The 19,998-nt window shown below is 43.1% G+C and carries 25 protein-coding genes and 1 riboswitch; of the genes, 20 read left to right on the top strand and 5 right to left on the bottom strand.

All coding sequences use genetic code 11. The features are described 5' to 3' along the window. Positions 1–482: 482 nt before the first annotated feature. Complete coding sequence (locus tag ACGTN9_RS18355) at positions 483–1,298, bottom strand: ZIP family metal transporter (RefSeq protein WP_499595601.1); 816 nt, start codon at positions 1,296–1,298, stop codon at positions 483–485. 285 nt (positions 1,299–1,583) lie between these two features. Here ACGTN9_RS18355 and ACGTN9_RS18360 point away from each other — a divergent pair, with 285 nt between their 5' ends. Continuing rightward, the gene (locus ACGTN9_RS18360) at positions 1,584–2,432 is read left to right on the top strand and encodes a DUF1206 domain-containing protein (RefSeq protein ID WP_499595603.1); all 849 of its coding nucleotides are present in this window, start codon (positions 1,584–1,586) and stop codon (positions 2,430–2,432) included. An 82-nt stretch (positions 2,433–2,514) separates the two neighbouring features. On the opposite strand, the gene ACGTN9_RS18365 is transcribed toward ACGTN9_RS18360, so the two are convergent. Then, the gene (locus ACGTN9_RS18365; protein WP_499595606.1) at positions 2,515–2,841 is read right to left on the bottom strand and encodes a hypothetical protein; all 327 of its coding nucleotides are present in this window, start codon (positions 2,839–2,841) and stop codon (positions 2,515–2,517) included. Between the two features lie 212 nt (positions 2,842–3,053). On the opposite strand from ACGTN9_RS18365, the gene ACGTN9_RS18370 reads away from it, so the two are divergent. The 15 genes from ACGTN9_RS18370 (at position 3,054) to serC (ending at position 14,821) form a co-directional block, all read left to right on the top strand. Continuing rightward, positions 3,054–4,274: a hemolysin family protein gene (locus tag ACGTN9_RS18370; protein WP_499595608.1), complete on the top strand. Its 1,221-nt coding sequence runs from the start codon at positions 3,054–3,056 to the stop codon at positions 4,272–4,274. A 22-nt stretch (positions 4,275–4,296) separates the two neighbouring features. Next, entirely contained in the window at positions 4,297–4,749 is a 453-nt protein-coding gene (locus ACGTN9_RS18375) for a GNAT family N-acetyltransferase (RefSeq protein ID WP_499595611.1), read from the top strand. Positions 4,750–5,106: 357 nt separating this feature from the next. Beyond that, positions 5,107–5,859 (top strand): helix-turn-helix transcriptional regulator, encoded by a 753-nt coding sequence (locus tag ACGTN9_RS18380; RefSeq protein ID WP_499595614.1) that lies wholly within the window; start codon positions 5,107–5,109, stop codon positions 5,857–5,859. 190 nt (positions 5,860–6,049) lie between these two features. Further along, positions 6,050–6,463: a VOC family protein gene (locus ACGTN9_RS18385; protein ID WP_499595617.1), complete on the top strand. Its 414-nt coding sequence runs from the start codon at positions 6,050–6,052 to the stop codon at positions 6,461–6,463. A gap of 22 nt (positions 6,464–6,485) precedes the next feature. After that, entirely contained in the window at positions 6,486–6,983 is a 498-nt protein-coding gene (locus ACGTN9_RS18390; RefSeq protein WP_499595620.1) for a VOC family protein, read from the top strand. A gap of 19 nt (positions 6,984–7,002) precedes the next feature. Then, positions 7,003–7,509, top strand: a complete 507-nt coding sequence (locus tag ACGTN9_RS18395) for an SRPBCC domain-containing protein (protein ID WP_499595622.1) — start codon at positions 7,003–7,005, stop codon at positions 7,507–7,509. A gap of 319 nt (positions 7,510–7,828) precedes the next feature. Then, on the top strand, positions 7,829–8,278 hold the full coding sequence (locus ACGTN9_RS18400; RefSeq protein WP_499595624.1) for a DUF4362 domain-containing protein: 450 nt from the start codon (positions 7,829–7,831) through the stop codon (positions 8,276–8,278). 65 nt (positions 8,279–8,343) lie between these two features. Continuing rightward, entirely contained in the window at positions 8,344–8,649 is a 306-nt protein-coding gene (locus tag ACGTN9_RS18405) for a monooxygenase (RefSeq protein WP_499595627.1), read from the top strand. A 214-nt stretch (positions 8,650–8,863) separates the two neighbouring features. Then, positions 8,864–9,772 carry an aminoglycoside phosphotransferase family protein gene (locus tag ACGTN9_RS18410; RefSeq protein ID WP_499595629.1) on the top strand — a complete coding sequence of 303 codons (909 nt, stop codon included), beginning with the start codon at positions 8,864–8,866 and terminating at the stop codon, positions 9,770–9,772. 18 nt (positions 9,773–9,790) lie between these two features. Beyond that, the gene (locus tag ACGTN9_RS18415) at positions 9,791–10,174 is read left to right on the top strand and encodes a hypothetical protein (protein ID WP_499595631.1); all 384 of its coding nucleotides are present in this window, start codon (positions 9,791–9,793) and stop codon (positions 10,172–10,174) included. Positions 10,175–10,292: 118 nt separating this feature from the next. Then, a complete protein-coding gene (locus ACGTN9_RS18420; RefSeq protein ID WP_499595633.1) occupies positions 10,293–10,757 on the top strand; it encodes a hypothetical protein in 465 nt (154 codons plus the stop codon). Between the two features lie 23 nt (positions 10,758–10,780). Beyond that, positions 10,781–11,266 (top strand): GNAT family N-acetyltransferase, encoded by a 486-nt coding sequence (locus ACGTN9_RS18425; RefSeq protein WP_499595635.1) that lies wholly within the window; start codon positions 10,781–10,783, stop codon positions 11,264–11,266. Continuing rightward, positions 11,259–12,092, top strand: a complete 834-nt coding sequence (locus tag ACGTN9_RS18430; protein ID WP_499595637.1) for an aminoglycoside adenylyltransferase domain-containing protein — start codon at positions 11,259–11,261, stop codon at positions 12,090–12,092. Before ACGTN9_RS18425 ends, ACGTN9_RS18430 begins: the two co-directional genes overlap by 8 nt. After that, complete coding sequence (locus tag ACGTN9_RS18435) at positions 12,076–13,137, top strand: DUF2332 domain-containing protein (protein WP_499595772.1); 1,062 nt, start codon at positions 12,076–12,078, stop codon at positions 13,135–13,137. The genes ACGTN9_RS18430 and ACGTN9_RS18435 overlap by 17 nt, the downstream gene beginning before the upstream one ends. A 342-nt stretch (positions 13,138–13,479) precedes the next feature. Further along, positions 13,480–13,560: riboswitch (glycine riboswitch) on the top strand. Positions 13,561–13,738: 178 nt separating this feature from the next. Beyond that, entirely contained in the window at positions 13,739–14,821 is a 1,083-nt protein-coding gene (serC, locus tag ACGTN9_RS18440; RefSeq protein ID WP_499595639.1) for a 3-phosphoserine/phosphohydroxythreonine transaminase, read from the top strand. A 41-nt stretch (positions 14,822–14,862) separates the two neighbouring features. Here serC and ymzB read toward each other — a convergent pair whose 3' ends face one another. Together ymzB and ACGTN9_RS18450 are read right to left on the bottom strand one after the other, a co-directional pair. Beyond that, a complete protein-coding gene (ymzB, locus tag ACGTN9_RS18445) occupies positions 14,863–15,219 on the bottom strand; it encodes a protein YmzB (RefSeq protein WP_499595642.1) in 357 nt (118 codons plus the stop codon). Positions 15,220–15,363: 144 nt separating this feature from the next. Next, positions 15,364–15,582 carry a hypothetical protein gene (locus ACGTN9_RS18450; RefSeq protein WP_499595644.1) on the bottom strand — a complete coding sequence of 73 codons (219 nt, stop codon included), beginning with the start codon at positions 15,580–15,582 and terminating at the stop codon, positions 15,364–15,366. Positions 15,583–15,808: 226 nt separating this feature from the next. Here ACGTN9_RS18450 and ACGTN9_RS18455 point away from each other — a divergent pair, with 226 nt between their 5' ends. Beyond that, the gene (locus ACGTN9_RS18455) at positions 15,809–16,417 is read left to right on the top strand and encodes a metallophosphoesterase family protein (RefSeq protein WP_499595646.1); all 609 of its coding nucleotides are present in this window, start codon (positions 15,809–15,811) and stop codon (positions 16,415–16,417) included. Positions 16,418–16,463: 46 nt separating this feature from the next. On the opposite strand, the gene guaC is transcribed toward ACGTN9_RS18455, so the two are convergent. Further along, a complete protein-coding gene (gene guaC, locus ACGTN9_RS18460; RefSeq protein WP_499595649.1) occupies positions 16,464–17,447 on the bottom strand; it encodes a GMP reductase in 984 nt (327 codons plus the stop codon). 186 nt (positions 17,448–17,633) lie between these two features. On the opposite strand from guaC, the gene ACGTN9_RS18465 reads away from it, so the two are divergent. The 3 genes from ACGTN9_RS18465 to ACGTN9_RS18475 all read left to right on the top strand — a co-directional run bounded on the left by ACGTN9_RS18465 (position 17,634) and on the right by ACGTN9_RS18475 (position 19,873). Then, positions 17,634–18,287, top strand: coding sequence for a ribonuclease H family protein (locus ACGTN9_RS18465; protein ID WP_499595651.1), 654 nt, complete (start codon positions 17,634–17,636; stop codon positions 18,285–18,287). A 161-nt stretch (positions 18,288–18,448) separates the two neighbouring features. Beyond that, complete coding sequence (locus ACGTN9_RS18470; RefSeq protein ID WP_499595654.1) at positions 18,449–18,853, top strand: hypothetical protein; 405 nt, start codon at positions 18,449–18,451, stop codon at positions 18,851–18,853. A gap of 240 nt (positions 18,854–19,093) precedes the next feature. Further along, positions 19,094–19,873, top strand: a complete 780-nt coding sequence (locus ACGTN9_RS18475; RefSeq protein ID WP_499595657.1) for a metal-dependent hydrolase — start codon at positions 19,094–19,096, stop codon at positions 19,871–19,873. Positions 19,874–19,998: the final 125 nt, after the last annotated feature.

Below are 19,998 nucleotides of genomic sequence, written 5' to 3' on the forward strand. Positions count from 1 at the left end.
CCAGTGTTTTTGGATTGATGAATTTGTATAGTGAAAGTTAAGGTTATGGTTGGAAAAATATTGAAAAAGAGATCGGTCATAACTCTCTTTTCGCAACACTCATTGTTAGCTTGACGGTTATGGGGAAGGATGAGACTCCCGCGGGAGAAGGAGCTAGGCGAGATCCCACAGGGCGATAGCCCGAGGAAGCTCGTCAGTTCCCCCACAGGAAAGAAATGAATGCGTAATAGCCTTGGGAGACACGACACGCATAAGCAGAACAGCAAAAGGGAAGGGCTCTTTCTTCCCGTTGATGGACTGCTTATGCCGCGAGTGACTAGGCGATGTAGCTGGAAAGCGAATCCTTCCCCCAACGACCTAAAATCCATCAAAAGTCTCGAAATCAAGTCTTCGACTTTACGGCCTTATTATTGAATAAGGTTTTTATGAAAAATAAAAAACCATGAAGCCCGACTATGGAAAAGTCGGTCTCATGGTTTTATTTATCCCAGCGCGACATCGAGTATCATCATGACGGTGAAGCCTATCATTAATGTCATGGATGCTAAGTCCTTATTCCCTTCTTCCTGAGAACCTGGAATAACTTCCTCAGCAACTACGAAAATCATGGCACCCGCAGCGAAGCTCAAGGCATATGGCAAGAGAGGTTCAACTAACGTAACGGCTAACACCCCGATAACCGCAGAAATTGGCTCGACCATACCGGAAAATTGACCGTAAAAGAAGCTTTTTCTGCGTGAAATCCCGTCTCTTCGAAGCGGTAGGGAAACTGCCACGCCTTCCGGAAAGTTTTGAATGCCAATACCTAGACCAAGAGCAACCGCTCCAGCCAGGGAAGCTTCTGGAAAGCCGGCTGCAGCAGCGCCGAATGCGACCCCGACAGCAAGACCTTCCGGGATGTTATGCAACGTAATCGCAAGTACCAGTAACGTACTTCGACGTTTTTTATTCGGATGAATTCCCTCTGCTTCCGTTATTGAGGAGCCCGGGTGTAGGTGGGGGATGAGTTTATCGATCCCCCATAGAAAAAGCCCTCCCAGCATAAAGCCCACAGCGGCTGGTATCCATGCGGCAATATCATCTTTTTCTGCCATATCGAGAGCAGGTGCGAGGAGCGACCAGAAGCTCGCGGCAATCATCACTCCACCGGCAAAACCTAACATGCCGTCTAACAGTTTCTGATTCATCGTTTTCGTTGTAAATACAAGGGCTGCCCCCAGTGCTGTCATTCCCCAGGTGAAAAGAGTGGCGATGAGCGCCTGGGCCATGGGAGGCAGGTCAAGAAATATATCAATCATTGCTGGATTTCCTCCTATGATGTTTATTTTGTATATGGTATAAAAGTTTCCTTAGGTAAAAATTTTAAGCACTAGGAAAATGAAAGTCAATCGTTATTACTGTTTATGTTCAAATCTCTAATTTCCATAGAGAAAAACAAAGAAGATAGCAAGATAAACCAGTTCCCTTAAATTGAAAGCATCTAACATCTAATTCCAATCCACTGGCATACCCTGTTTGGTTTTTAGTTTATGTAAAATGGGAAGTTATAAGTATATTGAGTTAAAAAGAAGTGAGGGTTCAGGATGGACGCAACGGAATCAATGAAAAATAATAATGAAGTTACAAAAGAAGACATCAAACCGTGGGTCAGACGACTCGCCCGAGCGGGCTATATGGCCAAAGGGCTTGTATATGCGTTGATAGGCGTGCTGGCTTTTATGGCTGCGATTGGTGTTGGAGGGAAAACAACCGGGACTAGCGGCATGTTTCGGTCTGTCGCTCAGGTGCCTGCTGGTAATATCATCTTGTGGCTGATTGGGCTGGGTCTTATTTTGTATATCATGTGGGTCTTCATCAAAGCGTTTAAAGATCCACAAAACGAAGGTACAGATGCGAAAGGTCTGGTGACAAGAACAGGCTACTTTATCAGTGGGATCATCTACGGAACCATCGCTTTCAAAGCTTTTAAAATTGCCGTTAATGCCGGGAGCAGCAGTGGAGGGTCGCAGGATACCTTATCTGCCAAGCTGTTGTCCCAGCCATTCGGCGCGTGGATTCTGGGAGCCATTGGTGTGATCACGATCGGATATGGGTTATACGAGCTGATCAGTGGAACAAGCCAAAAGTTTTTAAAGAATTTCCGGACTATCAAAATGAGCGACCACGAAATACGAATCGCCAAAAATACTGGCACAGCAGGACTGACTTCTCGCGGGATTGTTCTGGGAATCATCGGTTTTTTCATTGTCCAGACAGCGATGACCCATGACCCTAGTAAAGCTAAAGGATTGGACGGCGCGCTGGCGGAAGTTTCACAAAAGCCATTCGGTCAGTGGCTGTTAGGAGTAGTGGCGCTGGGTCTTATTTTATACGGCATTTACCAAATCACCCGCGGTCGTTATGAACAAATGATGTTTGGCAAGATAAAGTAAGAGACTTCTTCGGGTAGAATAAAACCTTTGACCTTGTAGCTATATAAAGAAAGCGCCTGTTTTTAACCAGGCGCTTTTGTTGTTAATGCTCCATTTTATATTTTATGTAATCATAGTTGGATGTTGGCACTCTTTTGACAATATTGCCTTGTTGATCTTTGTATATTTCTATCTCCTGGTAAGTTTCAACGAGATACCCATCTACTTCCTTACTTTCTACCAGTACAGATTCTAAGCTTGAATAGGCAGTGGCCTTATTTTTCTGTGATAGGCCGCTTACTTCACTTGTTTCCTCGGCGTTTTTACTCGGTGCAAAGGTGACGCCGCTGATGTTCAGGGCTGGTGTTTCAAGGAATGCTGTAAAAAGAAGGATAACTACGACAGCAAGAAGAGCACTTGAGTTTTTCATTGCTTGTCTCCTTTTCCATGATCTTATCGTGAAAGATAACTTTTTTAGTCAATTGCAGTAGATTTATATGTGTATCCACAATGTTTTATGATGAAAATAAGCGCGGGTTTGAAGGGATAGAGGCTTCATGAAAGTGAAAATCTTTATTCTAGCATTGTGGCCCGCTTCTCGATACAATTGATGGTAAGTTATACATAAGGAGGAAATTGCTTGTGATCATTGCGATCATTTTTTTAATTTTCGTTTCCCTTTTCTTTTCGGGAAGTGAAACGGCACTCACAGCGGCAAACAAAATGAAGCTGCAGTCAAAAGCGAACAGGAATAACAGGAAGGCTGCCAGGCTGCTGGATTTAATCTCAAGGCCGAGTGAGTTCATTACGACAATTTTAATCGGTAACAATATCGCGAACATTCTGCTGCCGACGCTTGTCACGACGCTCGCCATCCAATATGGTTTCAGTATCGGGGTTGCATCTGCCATTCTGACAGTGATCATCATTATTTTCGCAGAAGTGATACCGAAGTCCGTGGCTGCTGCTTTCCCGGATCGGATTGCAATGGTCGTAGCTCCGGTTATCCGTTTTTTTGTGCTAGTATTCAAACCCATTACGATTGTGTTGAATTGGCTTACCGGATCCATTACGAAAGCCTTGTCAAAAGGTAAAACAGAAGAAGTATCGATATCGAAAGAGGAATTCCGGACGATGATCGATATCGCAGATTCAGAAGGGACGTTTAACGAAGCGGAATCCCATCGGATCAAAGGCGTATTCGATTTTTACAACTTGAACGTCAAGGACGTCCTGAAGACACCACGCGTAGATGTCATCGCTATTCCCCATACTGCTTCCTTTAAAGAGGTAAGGGATCTGGTCGTGCAGCATCCTTATACAAGATATCCGGTTTACCGAAAGGATATCGATGACATTGTCGCTGTCTTTCATTCGAAATACTTGATTTCCTGGGCGATGGAGCCTGAAAAACCGCTTGCTGACTACTGTTATAAAAATCCCCTCGTCGTCTATGAGTTTCATAAAATTGAGTGGGTGTTCCGTAAGATGACCAAAGAGAAGAAGCATATGGCCATTGTGCTCGATGAGTATGGCGGTACAGAAGGCATCCTTACCCATGAGGATGTCATTGAGGCAATGATCGGTTTGGAAATAGAGGATGAAATGGATATGGAAGGCGATGCCATCGTCGAAAAAATTTCAGATAATGAATTGATCTGTGACGGGAAAATCACGCTCCGTCGTCTGAATACAATTTTCGACACGGAAATACCAGAAGAAGAAGATGTACTGGCAGGTTATCTGCTGAAAGAGTTCAATGATTTTCCGGATGAAGGAGATACCATGGAACGTGATGGAATCAACTTTAAAATCCTTGAACTGGACGGCAGAATGATTCGTAAGGTACAGGTGGTCAAATAGCACGTAATAGGGAGAGACTGCTATGGAAATAAGGAAGCTACTTAAAAGTGAAAAGCCTCCGATCGAGCTGTTGCTGGAAGCAGATCCTTCCCGAAAACTGGTGGAGGAATATGTGCAGCGAGGAGACTGCCTGGTAGCTGAAAGTGATGGAAACACGGTCGGTGTCTATGTTCTGCTTCCCACCAGGCCTGGAACGGTGGAATTAGTAAATATAGCAATCGAAGAAAGCTACCGGGGAAAAGGGCTGGGGAAACAGTTGGTCATGGACGCTATCCGGGTCGCCAAATCACGGGGGTTCCAAACCATCGAGCTTGGCACAGGTAATTCGAGCGTCAATCAACTCGCGTTATATCAAAAGTGCGGATTTCGGATAGTCAGTGTAGATGCAGATTTTTTCATCAGACACCATGAGGAAGAAATCTACGAAAACGGTATTCAGTGCCGCGATATGATCCGACTGTCCCTCGATTTATGAGCGGGCTGTAAAAAACAGGGAAACAGGCAGTACGTAATAGACTGCCTGTTTTTTTATATTTTAATAAAGTTTAACTTTGTTAAAGGGTTAAAGTATAAGAAAAACTTAGGCTTTCGCCATAAAGACCTGGCGATAAGCCAAGTTTTTCTAATGAGTAATTGGTAGTAAATAGAGATAATAGAAAGGAATTCAGCGAAAAAGATAGAAACTAGTTGATAATACGAATCAGTAGATATACTCATGCCAGAAAAGGTCGATTCATTTTCAACTGTTCGATTAACTTAAGTCGCTGCGGGGAGAAAGGAGGGGAGAGATATCCATGACAGATATCCTGAAGTAGAAGAAGTGGTCGCTTATATGCATCAGCGAATTTACGAACCATTGTCGCTTGCAGATTTGGCCGGTCAGGCTGGCTATAGCCGGTATCATTTTACCCGTATTTTCAAAGAGCAAATGGGAGTTTCCCCGTTATATTATATTTCTGCATTACGTTTGCAGAAGGCGAAAGACCTGCTCTTGCAAACGGACTTGCGCGTGCGGGACATCGGCATGGAGATAGGCCAGCAAAGTTTAGGAACGTTCACCACTCGATTTACGGAACGGGTGGGTATGACCCCTTCTCAATTCCGGAACTTTTTGCCGCAGGCTGGTGATCATTTTCAATCGTTGAAACAACTCAGCAACTGGTCAGACCCTGGCAGCATAATGGACGACTCTCCTATTGTAAAAGGGACCATCAAAGCATCAGAGCCCTTCAACGGGGTCGTCCTGATCGGCCTGTTTCCGAAACCTATCCCGGAAGGATTTCCCTTATATGGCACACTGATGTCCACATTAGGGGAATTCTGTTTCAAAGGTGTCAAACCAGGTGTCTATTATTTATTGGCTACTTCTGTGTCCTGGGGAATGCAGGCCAGAGACTTTCTGCTACCACATAAAACACTTCGCGCCCGTTCCAACAAACCAATCATTGTTGATGCTTCCACCCAGATCCCTTACCAGGAAATAACACTCTATCCGCCACGTATTGATGATCCGCCCATCCTGATCTCACTGCCACTGCTGATGAACAATTTTTTGAAACGAGTCAAACAACATAGCAATCGATAAGAAATCCTTAGTTTTTTGCGTGCTAGACTGAAACTGTCATAAATGGGCGCCCAAGGAAGAATCATTATCGAACTTTAACGAGAAAGGAGCGTGCTGACAGCTGCCAGTTAACCATTGTTTACACCCCCGTGCCTGGTCTGTATGGCCCATGCGTTGATGAAAATTGAATAAGGAAAAGGAGAGTGAAAATATGACCACTCAGGCAAAGCAATTGTATGTCAATCTTCCGGTGAAAGACTTGAATAAGTCGATCGATTTTTTTACGGCGTTAGGTTTTGAATTCAACCCTACGTTTACGGATGAAAAAGCGGCTTGTTTAGTGATTGGTGAAAATATCTATGCCATGCTTTTAAGAGAAGATTTTTTCCGGACATTTACTAAAAAAGAACTTGCAGACCCCGCTAAACATACCGAAGCAATTGTGGCATTTTCTGTAGACAGCAAGGAAGCGGTAGATGATTTGGTCAACAAGGCATTGGAGGCCGGTGGAAAACCGTCCAATGATCCTATGGATGGCGGGTTTATGTATGGGTGGAGCTTTCAAGATATCGATGGCCATTTATGGGAAGTCCTATACACGGATGATAGCAAGATCACGGAGTAAAACCTTCAAGGAGGATAAGATGATGAGTGATAAAATACAAAAAATTACGCCGAACTTATGGTTTGAAAACCAAGCGGAAGAAGCAGCAGCTTTCTATACTTCCATATTTAAAGATTCCGGGATTGTTAGAGTTACTCGCTATATAAACGAAGGTCAGGATATTCACGGCATGTCTGAAGGGACAGTAATGACGGTGGAGTTTCAGCTGGAAGGCCAGAAGTTTGTTGCGTTAAATGGCGGCCCCCATTTTCATTTTACAGAAGCCATCTCGTTTATTGTGCATTGCGATACCCAGGAAGAAGTGGACTACTATTGGGAGAAACTTTCAGAGGGAGGAGACGAAAAAGCACAGCAGTGCGGCTGGCTGAAAGATAAATTTGGGGTCTCCTGGCAGATCATCCCTGCCCGAATTTCCGAATTACTTAGCAGCCCCGACCCGGTAAAAGCCGAAAGTGCCATGAAGGCCATGCTGCAGATGAAGAAAATTGATATGAATGTATTAAAGGAAATTCATAAATAAACCATTAGGAGGAACTGATATGCCTGAACTTAAACAGAAGGTGGAAGGACGGAATCTGATTTTGGAGCGTATGTTTGATGCCCCGAGGGAGCAGGTATTTCTGGCTTATTCTGATTCCGATCAATTGGCCAGTTGGTGGGGACCGCAAGGGTGGGAGACCGAGAATCAGAAGTTCGAGTTTAAACCAGATGGCGTTTGGCTGTATTGTATGCGTTGTAAAGATAAGAATCAGGGCGATTTTTATGGGCAGGAATCAAGAGGAAAAGGAGTTTTCCACGAAATCAAGGCACCAGAGAAAATCGTCTATACCGATGTATTTGCTGATGAACATGGCAATCCAGTCGAAGGTATGCCAGAGGCAGTTATAACGATGGAATTTGTGGAACAAGATGGCAGGACAAAGCTCATTTCCAACACGCAATTTGCATCCGAAAAAGAATTGAATTCCCTTCTTGATATGGGAGTAGTGGAAGGGGTCTCCTCTCAATACGAATGCCTCGATGAGCATTTGAGAAAGGAAAAATAAAAGGGGAAGAGGCTGCGCGCTGTCTAGTATACATGATTAATTTCTAGTAAACAGTATTGCTTGTCTAGTAAAATCCCGTTTCTGTCTAGTAAATGTTCGTTTTTGTCGAGTAAACTCATCAAATTGTCTAGTGAAACTGCTAGTTTGTCTAGTAACGCTCCCCAACTGTCTACTAATGACAAAATTATCTCGTATTTCAACTTAATCAAGTTTATCCGCCCTCATGACGTGGGGCGGATTTTTTTGTAACATTTTTCCTTTTGTGTACGTCTTAATAAATAATAGTCCGTATTCCTTAAACAATGCAGGGGGAGTTCAAATGAAGGTTTCATTTTTCTTTTCGGCAATCATTTTAATGGTAGTATTGACGGCCTGTCAGCAGGTGGATGAGCCATCTGATGCGAAAGCTCAGCTCAGTCCGGAGACAGCTATCAAAAGAGGGGATGTCGTAAATGTACATGGGGATATTTCAAATCTGGAGAGTTTTGAGAAATTTTTGGGTAATGTGGAAGCAGGCGTGAAAGATGACATACGGATTACCAGTTATACCACCGAGGGAGATCCTATTTTTTACAAATTGAAATTTGACGGTGAAAAAATTCATTACACGTTTGACAATACCATGGATGCCTACGCGGGTACGGGAAAAGGAGTCAGAGAGGCGGAATGCACGAATATTGTAACCACAAAAACAGAGGGAGAAAGGCGTTATGAGTTGAGTGGGTGTAATTCCAGTACCGGAGAATCTTTCTTGTTTACTGTCCGTTAAGGGAGGCATAATTATTGTGGGCCGTTACAGCTGACTGCTAAAGTAATAGAAAAGGAGGAATTGTCATGGCTTATATTCTACAAGTGGATTTTAACATGGAGGGACCATTCGGCAGCGAAATGGCAGAAAGCTTTTCAGACTTAGCAGAAAGTATCAATCAAGAAGAAGGATTTATATGGAAGATTTGGACGGAAGACAGCGAGGCAAAAGAGGCTGGCGGCATTTATTTATTTGAAACGAAAGAAGCTGCTCAAAAATATTTGGCGATGCATACGGAGCGGTTGAAAGGGTTCGGTATCGAACCGGTGAATGGGAAAATATTTGAAGTGAATGATCAATTGACTGCCATTAATCATGGACCGGTTAAGTAATACCCGGCTTTGACGTAATCCTGATAAGGGTTGCGTTTTTTTAGGAGGAATTTCCAGGCAGGAAAGAGAAGTAGTGGGAATGAACGGCAAATCAGTTGTCCAGGAGAATGTCCGTAAGAAATAAAGCAACCCAGCGCAGCGGTCACTTGAAAGGGTCACCAGACTACTGGCTGAACCAGATACATATGCGCTTGTGTAACGAAGGAGTATCGTGATGGAAATGCAAAAACAGTTTGTGGAATCCGTACGTATGTATTTTAAAAAAGAAGGGGAAGCCTGGCTTGAAAAGCTGCCAGACCTGATTACATATTGTGAAGAAAAGTGGGCGTTGCGGTTGAAAACGCCCTTTTTCCTGTCGATTAATTTTGTTGCTCCTGCAGTACGTGAAGACGGCACAGAGCTGGTAGTAAAAATCTCGCTTCCAGGCGAAGGGTTTCTCGATGAATGGGAAGTATTGCAATTGTTTAAAGGGAAAGGAATGGCTTCCCTCATAGATGCTGATCAGGAATATGGCATTTTATTAATGGAAAAGTTGACCCCCGGCTATACACTTGCGGAAATGGAAGAGGACGAAGAAGCTTGCCGAATTGCAGCTAATGTACTGAAAAAATTACATCGCGCTGCACCAGATAATACCCGACTTCCAACAACAAAAGCGAGAGAAGATAACCTAAAAGCAATTTTATCGAAAAATCCACATGGGCTGGGTCCAATATCAAAAGAAAGATTAGAACAAGCAAGCAGAATTTTTACATACCTGCATGAAACCAGTCAGGACCTCCGTTTGCTTCACGGTGATTTCCATCATTACAATGTGCTTGCTTCCGGAAAGGGAGAATGGACAGCCATCGATCCAAAGGGGCTTATAGGCGAAACAGAGTATGACTTGATCCAGTTTCTTTTGAATAAGCTGCCGGAGGAAGGCAAGCTGCCTGTGATAGAAAAGAGGGTCGAGATTTTCACAAAGGAATTGCAACTGAATAAAGAACGGCTGTTGCTTTGGGGGTATTGCCATACCGTGCTGGCAACCAGTTGGTCGGTCGATGACAATGGCAGTTGTGAACAAACGTTTTTTGATGCGATTGAGGTTTTTGAAAAACTAACAGTCCGCAAAGGAAGCTAAAAAGAGAGGGGGAAGCGGATGAGGTATAAGGCATTGTTATGGATAGTCCTGACAGTGATTGCATTGTCAGCCTGTTCAGGACAGAGAACCCTTCATTACAAGGGGGAAAGTGAAAACTGGGAAGTGACTTATCGAATTATTCAAACCAGTAGTGAAACGTTAAATAGTAGTGCATCTATCCAATTTATAGGAAAGGGAGAGCCGCCGGAAACGGTTGACTATCACTTTATCAGCCAGATGAGTGAATCATCGGGAGAAACTCCCCTAAGTGAATCAGGTGTGAAGGATTTTAGATTGGGTGGGTGCCAGGGGTGCTCTATTACATCGGAAAAACAGGAAATTGAAGCAACTATTGAATGGGAGGGTCTTACGGAAAAACTCCTGTTAACGAATCGTGATTAGGAACAAGCAGCCAATCAATATAGGTATCTAGTTAAGTTAAGTGTAAAAGCAGTTTACTTTCAGTAGAATAAGAGAGAAGCCAAAACAGGGAAGTCAGGACTACGAGGAGGAAGTAAACATGAAGCTGAAAATAGGATTTATTTTAATGCTGATTCTTTTTACAGCAGCGTGTTCAAGCGAACCAAACGCAATGCATACATACGATATGGCTCAGGTCAAAGATAACCTGCAAAAAGTTGAGTTTGAGTACGAACTGCCGGAGCAAATTCCTTTTGAAGTGAAAAGTATTGAAACGGATACGCTCGTACCAGACCAGCCTATTTTTTCTGTTTATTTTACCGGGACAGAAGGGGAGCAAATGATGCTCGAGGTGGTTAATGCGACCTTGAATACTGCGGGAAGCAATTTATTTGAGGAAGTAAAAATTGGCGACAGGAAGGGTTTTTTTTATGAAAATGCCCAGGGCGCCAGAATGCTTCTTTGGGAAAAAGATGAGGTACATTACCAATTGAAGACGATTGACGGCGATGCAGAAGCACTGGAAGATTCCCAGCTGATCGATACAGCGATAACATTTAAGTAATATGCTAGAAGGATTGATTTAGTATGGCTTACAGATTCTATCCAATGACCCAGCAACAAGCAGAGGAAATTGCTCACAATTGGCATTATGACGGGAAATACTCCTTTTATGATATCGAAGCGGATCAGGAGGACCTTGAGGAATTTCTCGACCCCAAGCAACGCGGGGAAAAATATTATGTCGTTACCAGTGGGGAAGAATTAATCGGTTTTTTCAGTTATCGTCCGGTTGATTCGCAAACCATTGATATTGGCCTCGGAATGAAGCCTTCGTTAACAGGAAAAGGGCGTGGGAGAGAGTTTGTCGAGGCGGGGCTTAACTTTGCGATAAAATCTTTCAATCCCAGCCGGATAACCTTATCAGTTGCTGCTTTCAACGAGCGGGCAATTAAAGTTTATGAAAAAGCAGGATTCGTCAGAGGGGAGACATTCATGCAGGATACGAATGGAAGCAGCTATGAGTTTTTGAAAATGAGCTGCAAGCTGAAAAGGAAGCAAGAAAATGAATAAAGTAATTGGGGATAAATATAAACCAACTTTCCACCTTAATGAAATAGTCAAAGAAATAGAAGCATTGCTGGGAGCGCATCTGGTCGGCTTATATTTGCACGGTTCACTTGCCATGGGTGGTTTTAATGCCAGGAACAGTGACATTGACCTCTTAGGAGTCACAAGAACACAACTCACTAATCTGGAAGCGTGTTACCTGACCGAACTGTTTTTAAAAAAATCCACCCGCCCTTTCCCAATAGAAATTACCTTTATGAATGAACAGCAATTGGTGGACTGGGAGCATCCAAGCATGTTTGACTTCCATTATAGTGAGTACTGGAGAGACGAATTCGAGCAGAAAGCAACGGGTAACACCTTCCTTAATGTGAATTGGAAGGATCCTGATTTGGCAGCTCATCTCACGGTTACCTATCATAAAGGAATTTGTTTAGCTGGAAAGCCGATTCATGAAGTAATTCCGAGGGTGCCAGAAAAAGATTTTGTTGCTTCTGTTCAAAATGATTATCACGACTGTCTGGATAATATAGTTCATGATCCTGTGTACTGTACATTGAATTTGATTCGTTTTTATCGATATTTAAAAACTGGTGACATTGTTTCGAAATTGGAGGGTGCGAAGTGGGGGATTAAGCATTTTCCTGAAAAATTCCATACTATCATCCAATCGGTACTTGCAATCTATCAGGATAACGACGGCAGCAGTGTTTTAGAAGCAGACGAGCTGTATAGGATCAAAGCGTTTTTAAAGGTGAAAATTGAAAATTTATTATTAGAGAGAAGCACTGGTAACAGCTCAAGGGGGATGCCTGATGGAGCAAAATAAGATTGCTGAAAGATTTTTGGATTTTGCTGAGCTGGAGTGTAAAGGATCAAGCGCTTTGTATCAATTTTTGTCTATTAAAATTGCTGGTAATGAAGAGCTGCTCCAATTAAGCTCGTATGCGAGAAGAGGGCAGCCGATACCAAATCTGTTATTTGGGGCAGTCCATCAGTTATTGTTATCAGGGAATACGCATGAACTCGGTAACTTTTACCCGAGTATTACAGAGAAACCAAAGCAAGTGGAAGATTCATTTTCCAGTTTCCTTGATTTTTGTCGCACCTATCGCAAAGAAATAATAGCAACTTTGCAGGAAAAACTCGTGCAAACGAACGAAGTGAGACGCTGTGCGTATCTTTATCCACTTTTTTGTTACATACATAAGAAAACAGGGCGATCTTTGTCACTGATTGAGATTGGGACAAGCGCCGGTCTTCAGCTGCTCTGGGACCAATATAGTTACTCTTACGGTGGAAATCGTTGTTATGGGAATAATGCTTCAGCGGTTCACTTATCTTCAAAAGTAAGAAAGGGAAGCATGCCGGAGCTCCTTGATAGCACTCCTCCTGTAGCTTCCCGTGTAGGCGTGGACCTACATGTCAGTGACCTGAAGGATGAAGAAAATGCGTTATGGCTGAAGGCACTTATATGGCCGGAACATCAGGAAAGGCAGGAGACTTTTGATAAAGCAGTAAAGCAGTTCAGTAAATCTCCTCCTTCCTTAATCGAAGGGGATGGCGTATCAATGCTGGAAGAACTTGCTTCCCAAGCCCCATCTGCCAGCACGCTTTGCATCTTTCATACCCATGTCGCCAACCAGATGCCCCGGAAAGTGAAAGAGGAATTGCAGCAGAAAGTGAGTGCAATTGGGCGGAAGCGGGATGTATGTCACATCTACAATAATATTTATGATAGAAAAATGCATGTGGACTTTTTTATCGATGGCGTCAGCTATAGTGAAACGATGGGAGATACCGATGGTCATGGACGCTGGTTTGACTGGCATGTGAAAGACTGTTCCATCCAGGGAAACGTGTCTAATAAATGATAATTTTGTCTAGTAAAATTTAGATATTGTCTAGTAAATCTTTGATAATGTCTAGTAAAAGACCGAGATTGTCTAGTTAACCTCACATATTGTCCAGTAAGCACCATGGACTGTCTAATAAATGCATCATGTTGTCTAGTAAATAGACGATATTCCAGTAACTTTTTCTCTAAAAGGTTGTAATCCCTTTACAGCGATAAAGTAAGCGCTATCAAAGGCGGGTGGCGCGTTTTCGCCCTCTTGATAACCTGCAGACTATGCTTTATAATCCAGGCATATCACTGATTTTTCTGAAAAGACGAATATTAGCAAGCGATGAATGTCATGGGTTGTACTATGACAGGAGCAGCTTCTGGAGAGGATGCACATCTTGTGCAGCGCCGAAGGGTTCATTATCTCAGGCAAAAGGACAGAAGAGGTACATCCGATACCTTTTATGTTGGTGAGATTGGGAAGTCCCGGTCTCTCTTTTTTATACTTTAAGGAAGTTTAATGTTAAAGGATTAAAGTGTATATGTTTCCTCCAGAAGTACCTGGCGAAAAGCCGAGTTTTTCTAATACACGCAAGTTCTACTACATACAAAGTGAGGGGTTAGACGATATGAAGAGAATTTATAATTTTTCAGCGGGTCCTTCCATGCTGCCGCTGCCAGTATTGGAAAAAGCACAAAGTGAACTGGTGAATTACAGGGACTCAGGCATGTCTGTCATGGAATTGAGTCATCGATCCGCACTGTTTACGGAAATCATTCAGGAAGCAGAGCAGCTGCTGCGTGAACTGATGGCTATACCAGAAAATTACAAAGTGCTCTTCGTACAAGGGGGGGCTTCGCAGCAATTTTCTGCGGTGCCGTTGAACCTGTTCGGTACGAACGGAAAAGCAGATTATGTGAACACTGGTTCCTGGTCGCAAAAGGCGATCAAGGAAGCGAAGAAATATGGAGATATTCGTGTGATTGCTTCATCTGAGGATGCCAATTTCAATTATATTCCAGAGGTGGACAGCTCCATGGTCGACCCGGAAGCGGATTATGTTCATATTACTACGAACAACACGATAGAAGGGACGGCTTTTACTGAGTTTCCCGATGCTGGAAATATTCCGCTTGTAGCAGATATGTCGTCCAATATCCTGTCAGAAGAAATCGATGTATCACAATTCGGGGTGATTTATGCCGGGGCCCAGAAAAACATCGGTCCGGCGGGGCTGACGGTGGTCATCGTCCGTGAAGACTTGATCGGAAAAGCACAGGAATCCTGCCCGGTTATGCTGGATTATAAGACACATAGTGATAAAGGCTCCTTATATAACACGCCACCGACCTATGCAATTTATATGGCAAAGCTTGTTTTCGAATGGCTAAAGGAACTGGGCGGCGTTAAGGAAATGGAGAAAATTAATCGGGAAAAGGCACAAATTCTTTATGATTACATTGAGGAATCCGAGCTGTTTTCTTCTCCTGTTGAAAAGAATAGCCGTTCATTGATGAATATACCGTTCGTCAGTCCTTCTGATGACTTGAATGCGGCATTTGTGAAGGAAGCAAAAGAAGCAGGCTTGGAAACATTAAAAGGGCACCGTTCGGTTGGCGGGATGCGTGCCAGCATCTACAATGCGATGCCGATTGATGGCGTCCTGTCCCTTGTCGCGTTTATGAAAAAATTTGAAAGTAAGCATAAGTAACCAATAGAGGTCTCCTCCTGTGCTAAGGAAGAGACCTCTTTTTACTTATCACCAGCTATTTCAATGGTATACAGTCCTCGTTCGGTAACCAATGTGAATGTATTTTCATCAAACTGGTACTCTGTTGTATCCTCCAGCGGAATTTCATAATAGGAGTCAGGAAGCGGCTGAAAACTATCGCCATCCGTTTCGATTTGACCCGACCCGTTCAATTGGATGGTGTGCATGGGCTCGTAACCATCAATACTTCTCGTATCTTTGGAATAGGAAATCGACTCCAGCTTCATCGATATACTGTCGTGATCCGCTAATTCCTGCTTGGCAATTGTTATGTTTTCACCGTTCCACTCCTGAAGCAGCTGGTTGAATTCTTCAATCGTTAAGTATCGCTGTGACATGTGCATCCCTCCAGTTCTTATTTTTACCTGGAGGGCTGAATTGATGCGTATAACTATCCTCTTTTTTCTTTAAGAAAAGTTGAAAAGACAATAAAAGAGACGGCCCTCAGACCGTCTCTTTGTTTATAGAATTATTTTAAATTGTCAATTTTTAACTTCGTGCTTTATGTCGTAATCAATAATTTGGATTTTTTCTAATGGAAGTTTGAAGCTGGAAGACAGCTTTTTCTTCAAGTTTTTCTCGTTTACTTCCGCATCCTCTGCGTTTACGTCCCATTCAATTTCATCCATTCTTCGAAATAACTCTGGGCGATCAAGTTCACTTTCCTTATGGAAATTAATCCATGATACATTCACTAACATTAACTCTACCCCTTTCCGGAGTCAGCTAAACCTTTTTTCAAGTTAACTGGGCAAACAAAATTTCCTTATTTAATTGTTCAGCAAGTATAACACGGTTGCTTAGTTATGTATACCCACCCTTTTCCTGCCGCGATAAGTGAGAGGAAGTTTCAAAAGGAGTAAAAAAAGGTATATGGGATAAATAGTAAATCAGCGCTGCAAGTTTACAAACAAGGAGGATATACCGATGCGGTATCTTATCGTTTCCGATATACATGGAGAGGTTGAGAAACTGGAAAGGGTGCTTGAAAAAGCATCTTATGATTCAGAAAAAGATCAGCTGATTTTGCTTGGTGATTATATAGACCGGGGGCCCCATTCGAAAGCAGTTATCGACAAAGTGAAGGAACTGGTGGAGAAAGATGGTGCAGTTGCGATCAAGGGAAACCACGATGATATGTTCATCCGTTCGCAATATGAAGGAGAAGCGATGGAGCTTTGGAAAATGAATGGCGCTTCCACAACGCTGAAAAGTTATAATGGCAAAAAGGAAGAACTGAAAGAAGACCAGCGATGGATGGAGAAAAATCTGGAGCTTTACCATGAAACAGACGACTATATCTTTGTCCACGCAGGCCTTGAACCGGAAATCCCGATAGAGAAACAGGATGAAGATACCATGTTGTGGACTCGCCATACGGACCGGATCGGACTGGGTAAAACCGTGGTCCACGGCCATACGCCGGTCAAAGATATTTTTTACTACGAAGATCAAATTGATATCGATACTGGTGCTGCATATGGTGGAAAGCTGACTCTATTAGAGCTGCCGACGCACGAAGTGTATACCGTATAGAAAGATGAGCGAGGGTATCAACCTCACTCATCTTTTTTCTGCCTCATTAATAAACTCTGTCCCCATTAAAAATGGAGTTTTTCACGACTACATAGTCGACGTGTTTGATAGCGTCAAGATTCGTGCCGCCTGCATAGGAAATAGCAGACTGGAGATCCTGTTCCATCTCCACTAACGTATCTTTTAAAGAGCCTTTATGCTCCACGTACATTTTCTTACCCTCGACGTTTTTCTTTTCGCCTTTTTGAAATTCTGATGCGGAACCGAAATATTCCTTATATAGCTTGCCGTCCTTTTCAAACGTTTCACCAGGAGATTCCTCATGACCGGCGAACAGTGAGCCGATCATGACAAGGGTTGCTCCGAAACGGATGGATTTAGCTACGTCGCCATGCGTACGGATGCCACCGTCCGCAATAATCGGTTTGCTTGCTGCTTTAGCACACCAGCGGAGCGCAGCCAGCTGCCAGCCGCCAGTTCCGAAGCCGGTCTTAATTTTGGTGATACAAACCTTTCCTGGGCCGATACCGACTTTTGTAGCGTCTGCGCCGGCATTTTCAAGCTCTCTGACAGCTTCCGGAGTACCGACGTTTCCAGCGACGACGAAACTTTCCGGAAGGTGCTCTTTAATATGGCGAATCATCTCAATGACCGCATTAGAGTGACCATGGGCAATGTCGATCGTGATGAATTCCGGTGCCAGGTTTTCTTCGGCTGCCTGCCGGACAAAGTCGTATTCTTCCGGCTTGACACCTACGCTTATGGAGGCGATCAACCCCCGTGATTTCATGTCTTTTATAAAATCAATACGCTGTTCTGGCTGGAAGCGGTGCATAATATAGAAGTAGCCGTTTTCTGCCAATGCGATAGCGATTTTTTCGTCGATGATCGTCTGCATATTGGCAGGCACAACGGGAAGCTTGAAAGAATATCCTCCCAAGTGGATCTTTGTATCACATTCTGATCGGCTATTAACGACACATTTCGCGGGAATCAGTTGAATATCTTCGTAATCAAACACATTTTCCATGGTTAACACTCCTAAAAGCGAATATTTTAATTGTTATAATATAAAACGTTCGTACATGTGGTAATTTACACCATAAAAAAGAAAATGTCAAAGGTATTCAGATATGGATCCCGATTTTGTTTAACTCCTCGTCGTTCCGGTCATAAATAAAGGAAAGCAGTCAAACGGTAAAAAGGTGGTTATAACATGAAAGTGCGTATCGAATTGACGTACCAGACCCCTAAAGGGACAAAAAGTGAATTCAGTTCAGAAGAAATGCAAGCGGCTCAGGCAATTTTAATAGCCGAAGATTTGGAAAGGACCGGACGGGTAAAAGAGTTTACCTTCATCGATAGTCAGGATCACACCTGGAGTTTGAAAGAACTGAAGGAATATATGAAGGGGATTGAAACAGAACCGCACAACATTACGGTTTATTTTGATGGTGGTTTTGATTTACAAACAAAAAAGTCAGGACTTGGCTGTGCGATATATTATGAGCAGAACGGAAAGTCATACCGGCACAGGAAGAATGCTTTAGTCGACGAACTAAACACGAATAATGAAGCAGAGTACGCGGCGCTTCATCTGGCATTACAGGAAATGGAGTTCATGGGCGTCCACCATATGCCTGTTAGCATCGTTGGCGATTCTCAGGTTGTCATCAATCAGTTAAATGGGGAGTGGCCGTGTCTGGAAGATGAATTGTCTAAATGGGCAGATCGCGTGGAAGTTAAAATGGAACAAATGGGAATCCAGCCGGAATACAAAGCAGTATCCCGAAAACGGAACCGGGAAGCAGATCGGCTGGCGACGCAGGCATTGGAAGACACGGAAATTACGAGTACGATGGAACTGTAATGCTAATCTGGAATAAACGCTCTGGGTGCAAAAGACTCAGAGCGTTTATTTTGTTTTCTATTCAACAATAAAACAATGTTTTTTGTAAAATATTGAAAATAGTATTGTGAATAATCTAATCATTTGAAATAATTGTAATAAAGTGACTGTTGAATGAGGTGATGAAATTGGGTGCTACAGAAACGCTGGTCCTGTTTTATCCCACGCTGTTTTTATTGCTTGGAATCATTGCCGGGATTGGATATAAAATTTCGAAATGCCATATTTGCCAGGTTGGGTTATTCGGGTATCTATTTGCCAATACCGCTTTCTTTTTCTTTGTGGAAGGGGGACTTCCTGGAATTGAACGGGATGCAGTTGGTCTGGGCCTGGATGTGTTCCGGGATTTGTCTTTGTCAGAGACAGCAGCACTCCTGTTTGTGCCAAGTATATACTCAATAGCTTATACATGTTTGCTTTTACTGGGTTATTTATATACCGGAGTAGCCGTTTCGATGTCTCGGAAAAATGTCAGTGCGGAGTTAAAGGAGGAGGAACATGGGGGCGCTTCTAACGTTGATTGGTGATTTTTTTGCAGCGATTGCAGGCGGTTTTTCAGAAAAAATCAGAGCAAATAAAGAGAAGAAAAAATAGATTCCACAAATGAGGAATCTATTTTTTAGGCTTGTTCAAAGAGAAGCTCTTAAAAGATACATCTCAAACAGCAGCCTTTATGTTAAAATGAAGAAAGCGTTTACACCAAGGTAATAACTCCACTTCTTAGCCATAGTCATAAATAATGACAAATGATGGAGGGATGGATGTAAGTGAAGGTATTACGACTGGGTCATGCGATGTACGTATTGACGAGTAAGAGTGGGGCGAAGATGCTGATTGATCCATTCTTCGAAATGAATCCAGGCTGTCCGGAAAAGTATCAGAGCAAGGGATTTTTGAAAACGATTGATACGGTCGTACTGACCCATGGCCACTTTGACCATACGAGCGGCGTGGACAAGATGATGGAAGCGAATCCGGATGCGATGATCATTGCCCAGTATGAGCTTGCGATGATTTTACTGCAAAAAGGATATAACAACGTCATGCCTCTGAATTTCGGTGGGCAGTTCAAGCTTCCTGATGTGGAAGTGACGATGGTGGCGGCAAGACATACAAGTTCTTATGGTGAAACGGAAGGACAGCCGATGTACGCGGGTGAGCCGTGTGGGTATATTTTCGATTTTGATGAGGATCTCACGCTCTATCATTCCGGCGACACGGCAATGATGGCTGATATGAAACTGATCCAGGAGGTCTACCAGCCGGATATGGCTATACTGTCATCAAGCGGCCATTTCACTATGAATCCGAAAGAAGCGGCATATGTAGTCAAGCATTTGCTTGATGTGAAGAGGGTTATACCAAGTCATACTTTTCCTTCGAAAGAAAAGTCGGCTTCAGAAGAAACTTATGACGGACTTGTAGAAGCATTTCCGGTAATTTCCTATATGATCGACAGGGATAAAGAACTGGAAGAACTCCTGAAAGATTATAAGCAAACGGAAGTTGACATCCTCGGGTACGGGGAAGAAAAAGAATATCATTGATTCAAACATAGCTACATCCCAGAGCCACCGGGCTCTGGGTTTCCTTTTATTCATTACCTGTCTTTAGGAGACAAGAATTGAAAATTACTAGATAAAATAGATAGTTTAAGAGCCAGCACAGAAAA

It is taken from the genome of Halobacillus sp. B23F22_5 (assembly GCF_043497085.1).
Classification (GTDB): domain Bacteria; phylum Bacillota; class Bacilli; order Bacillales; family Halobacillaceae; genus Thalassobacillus.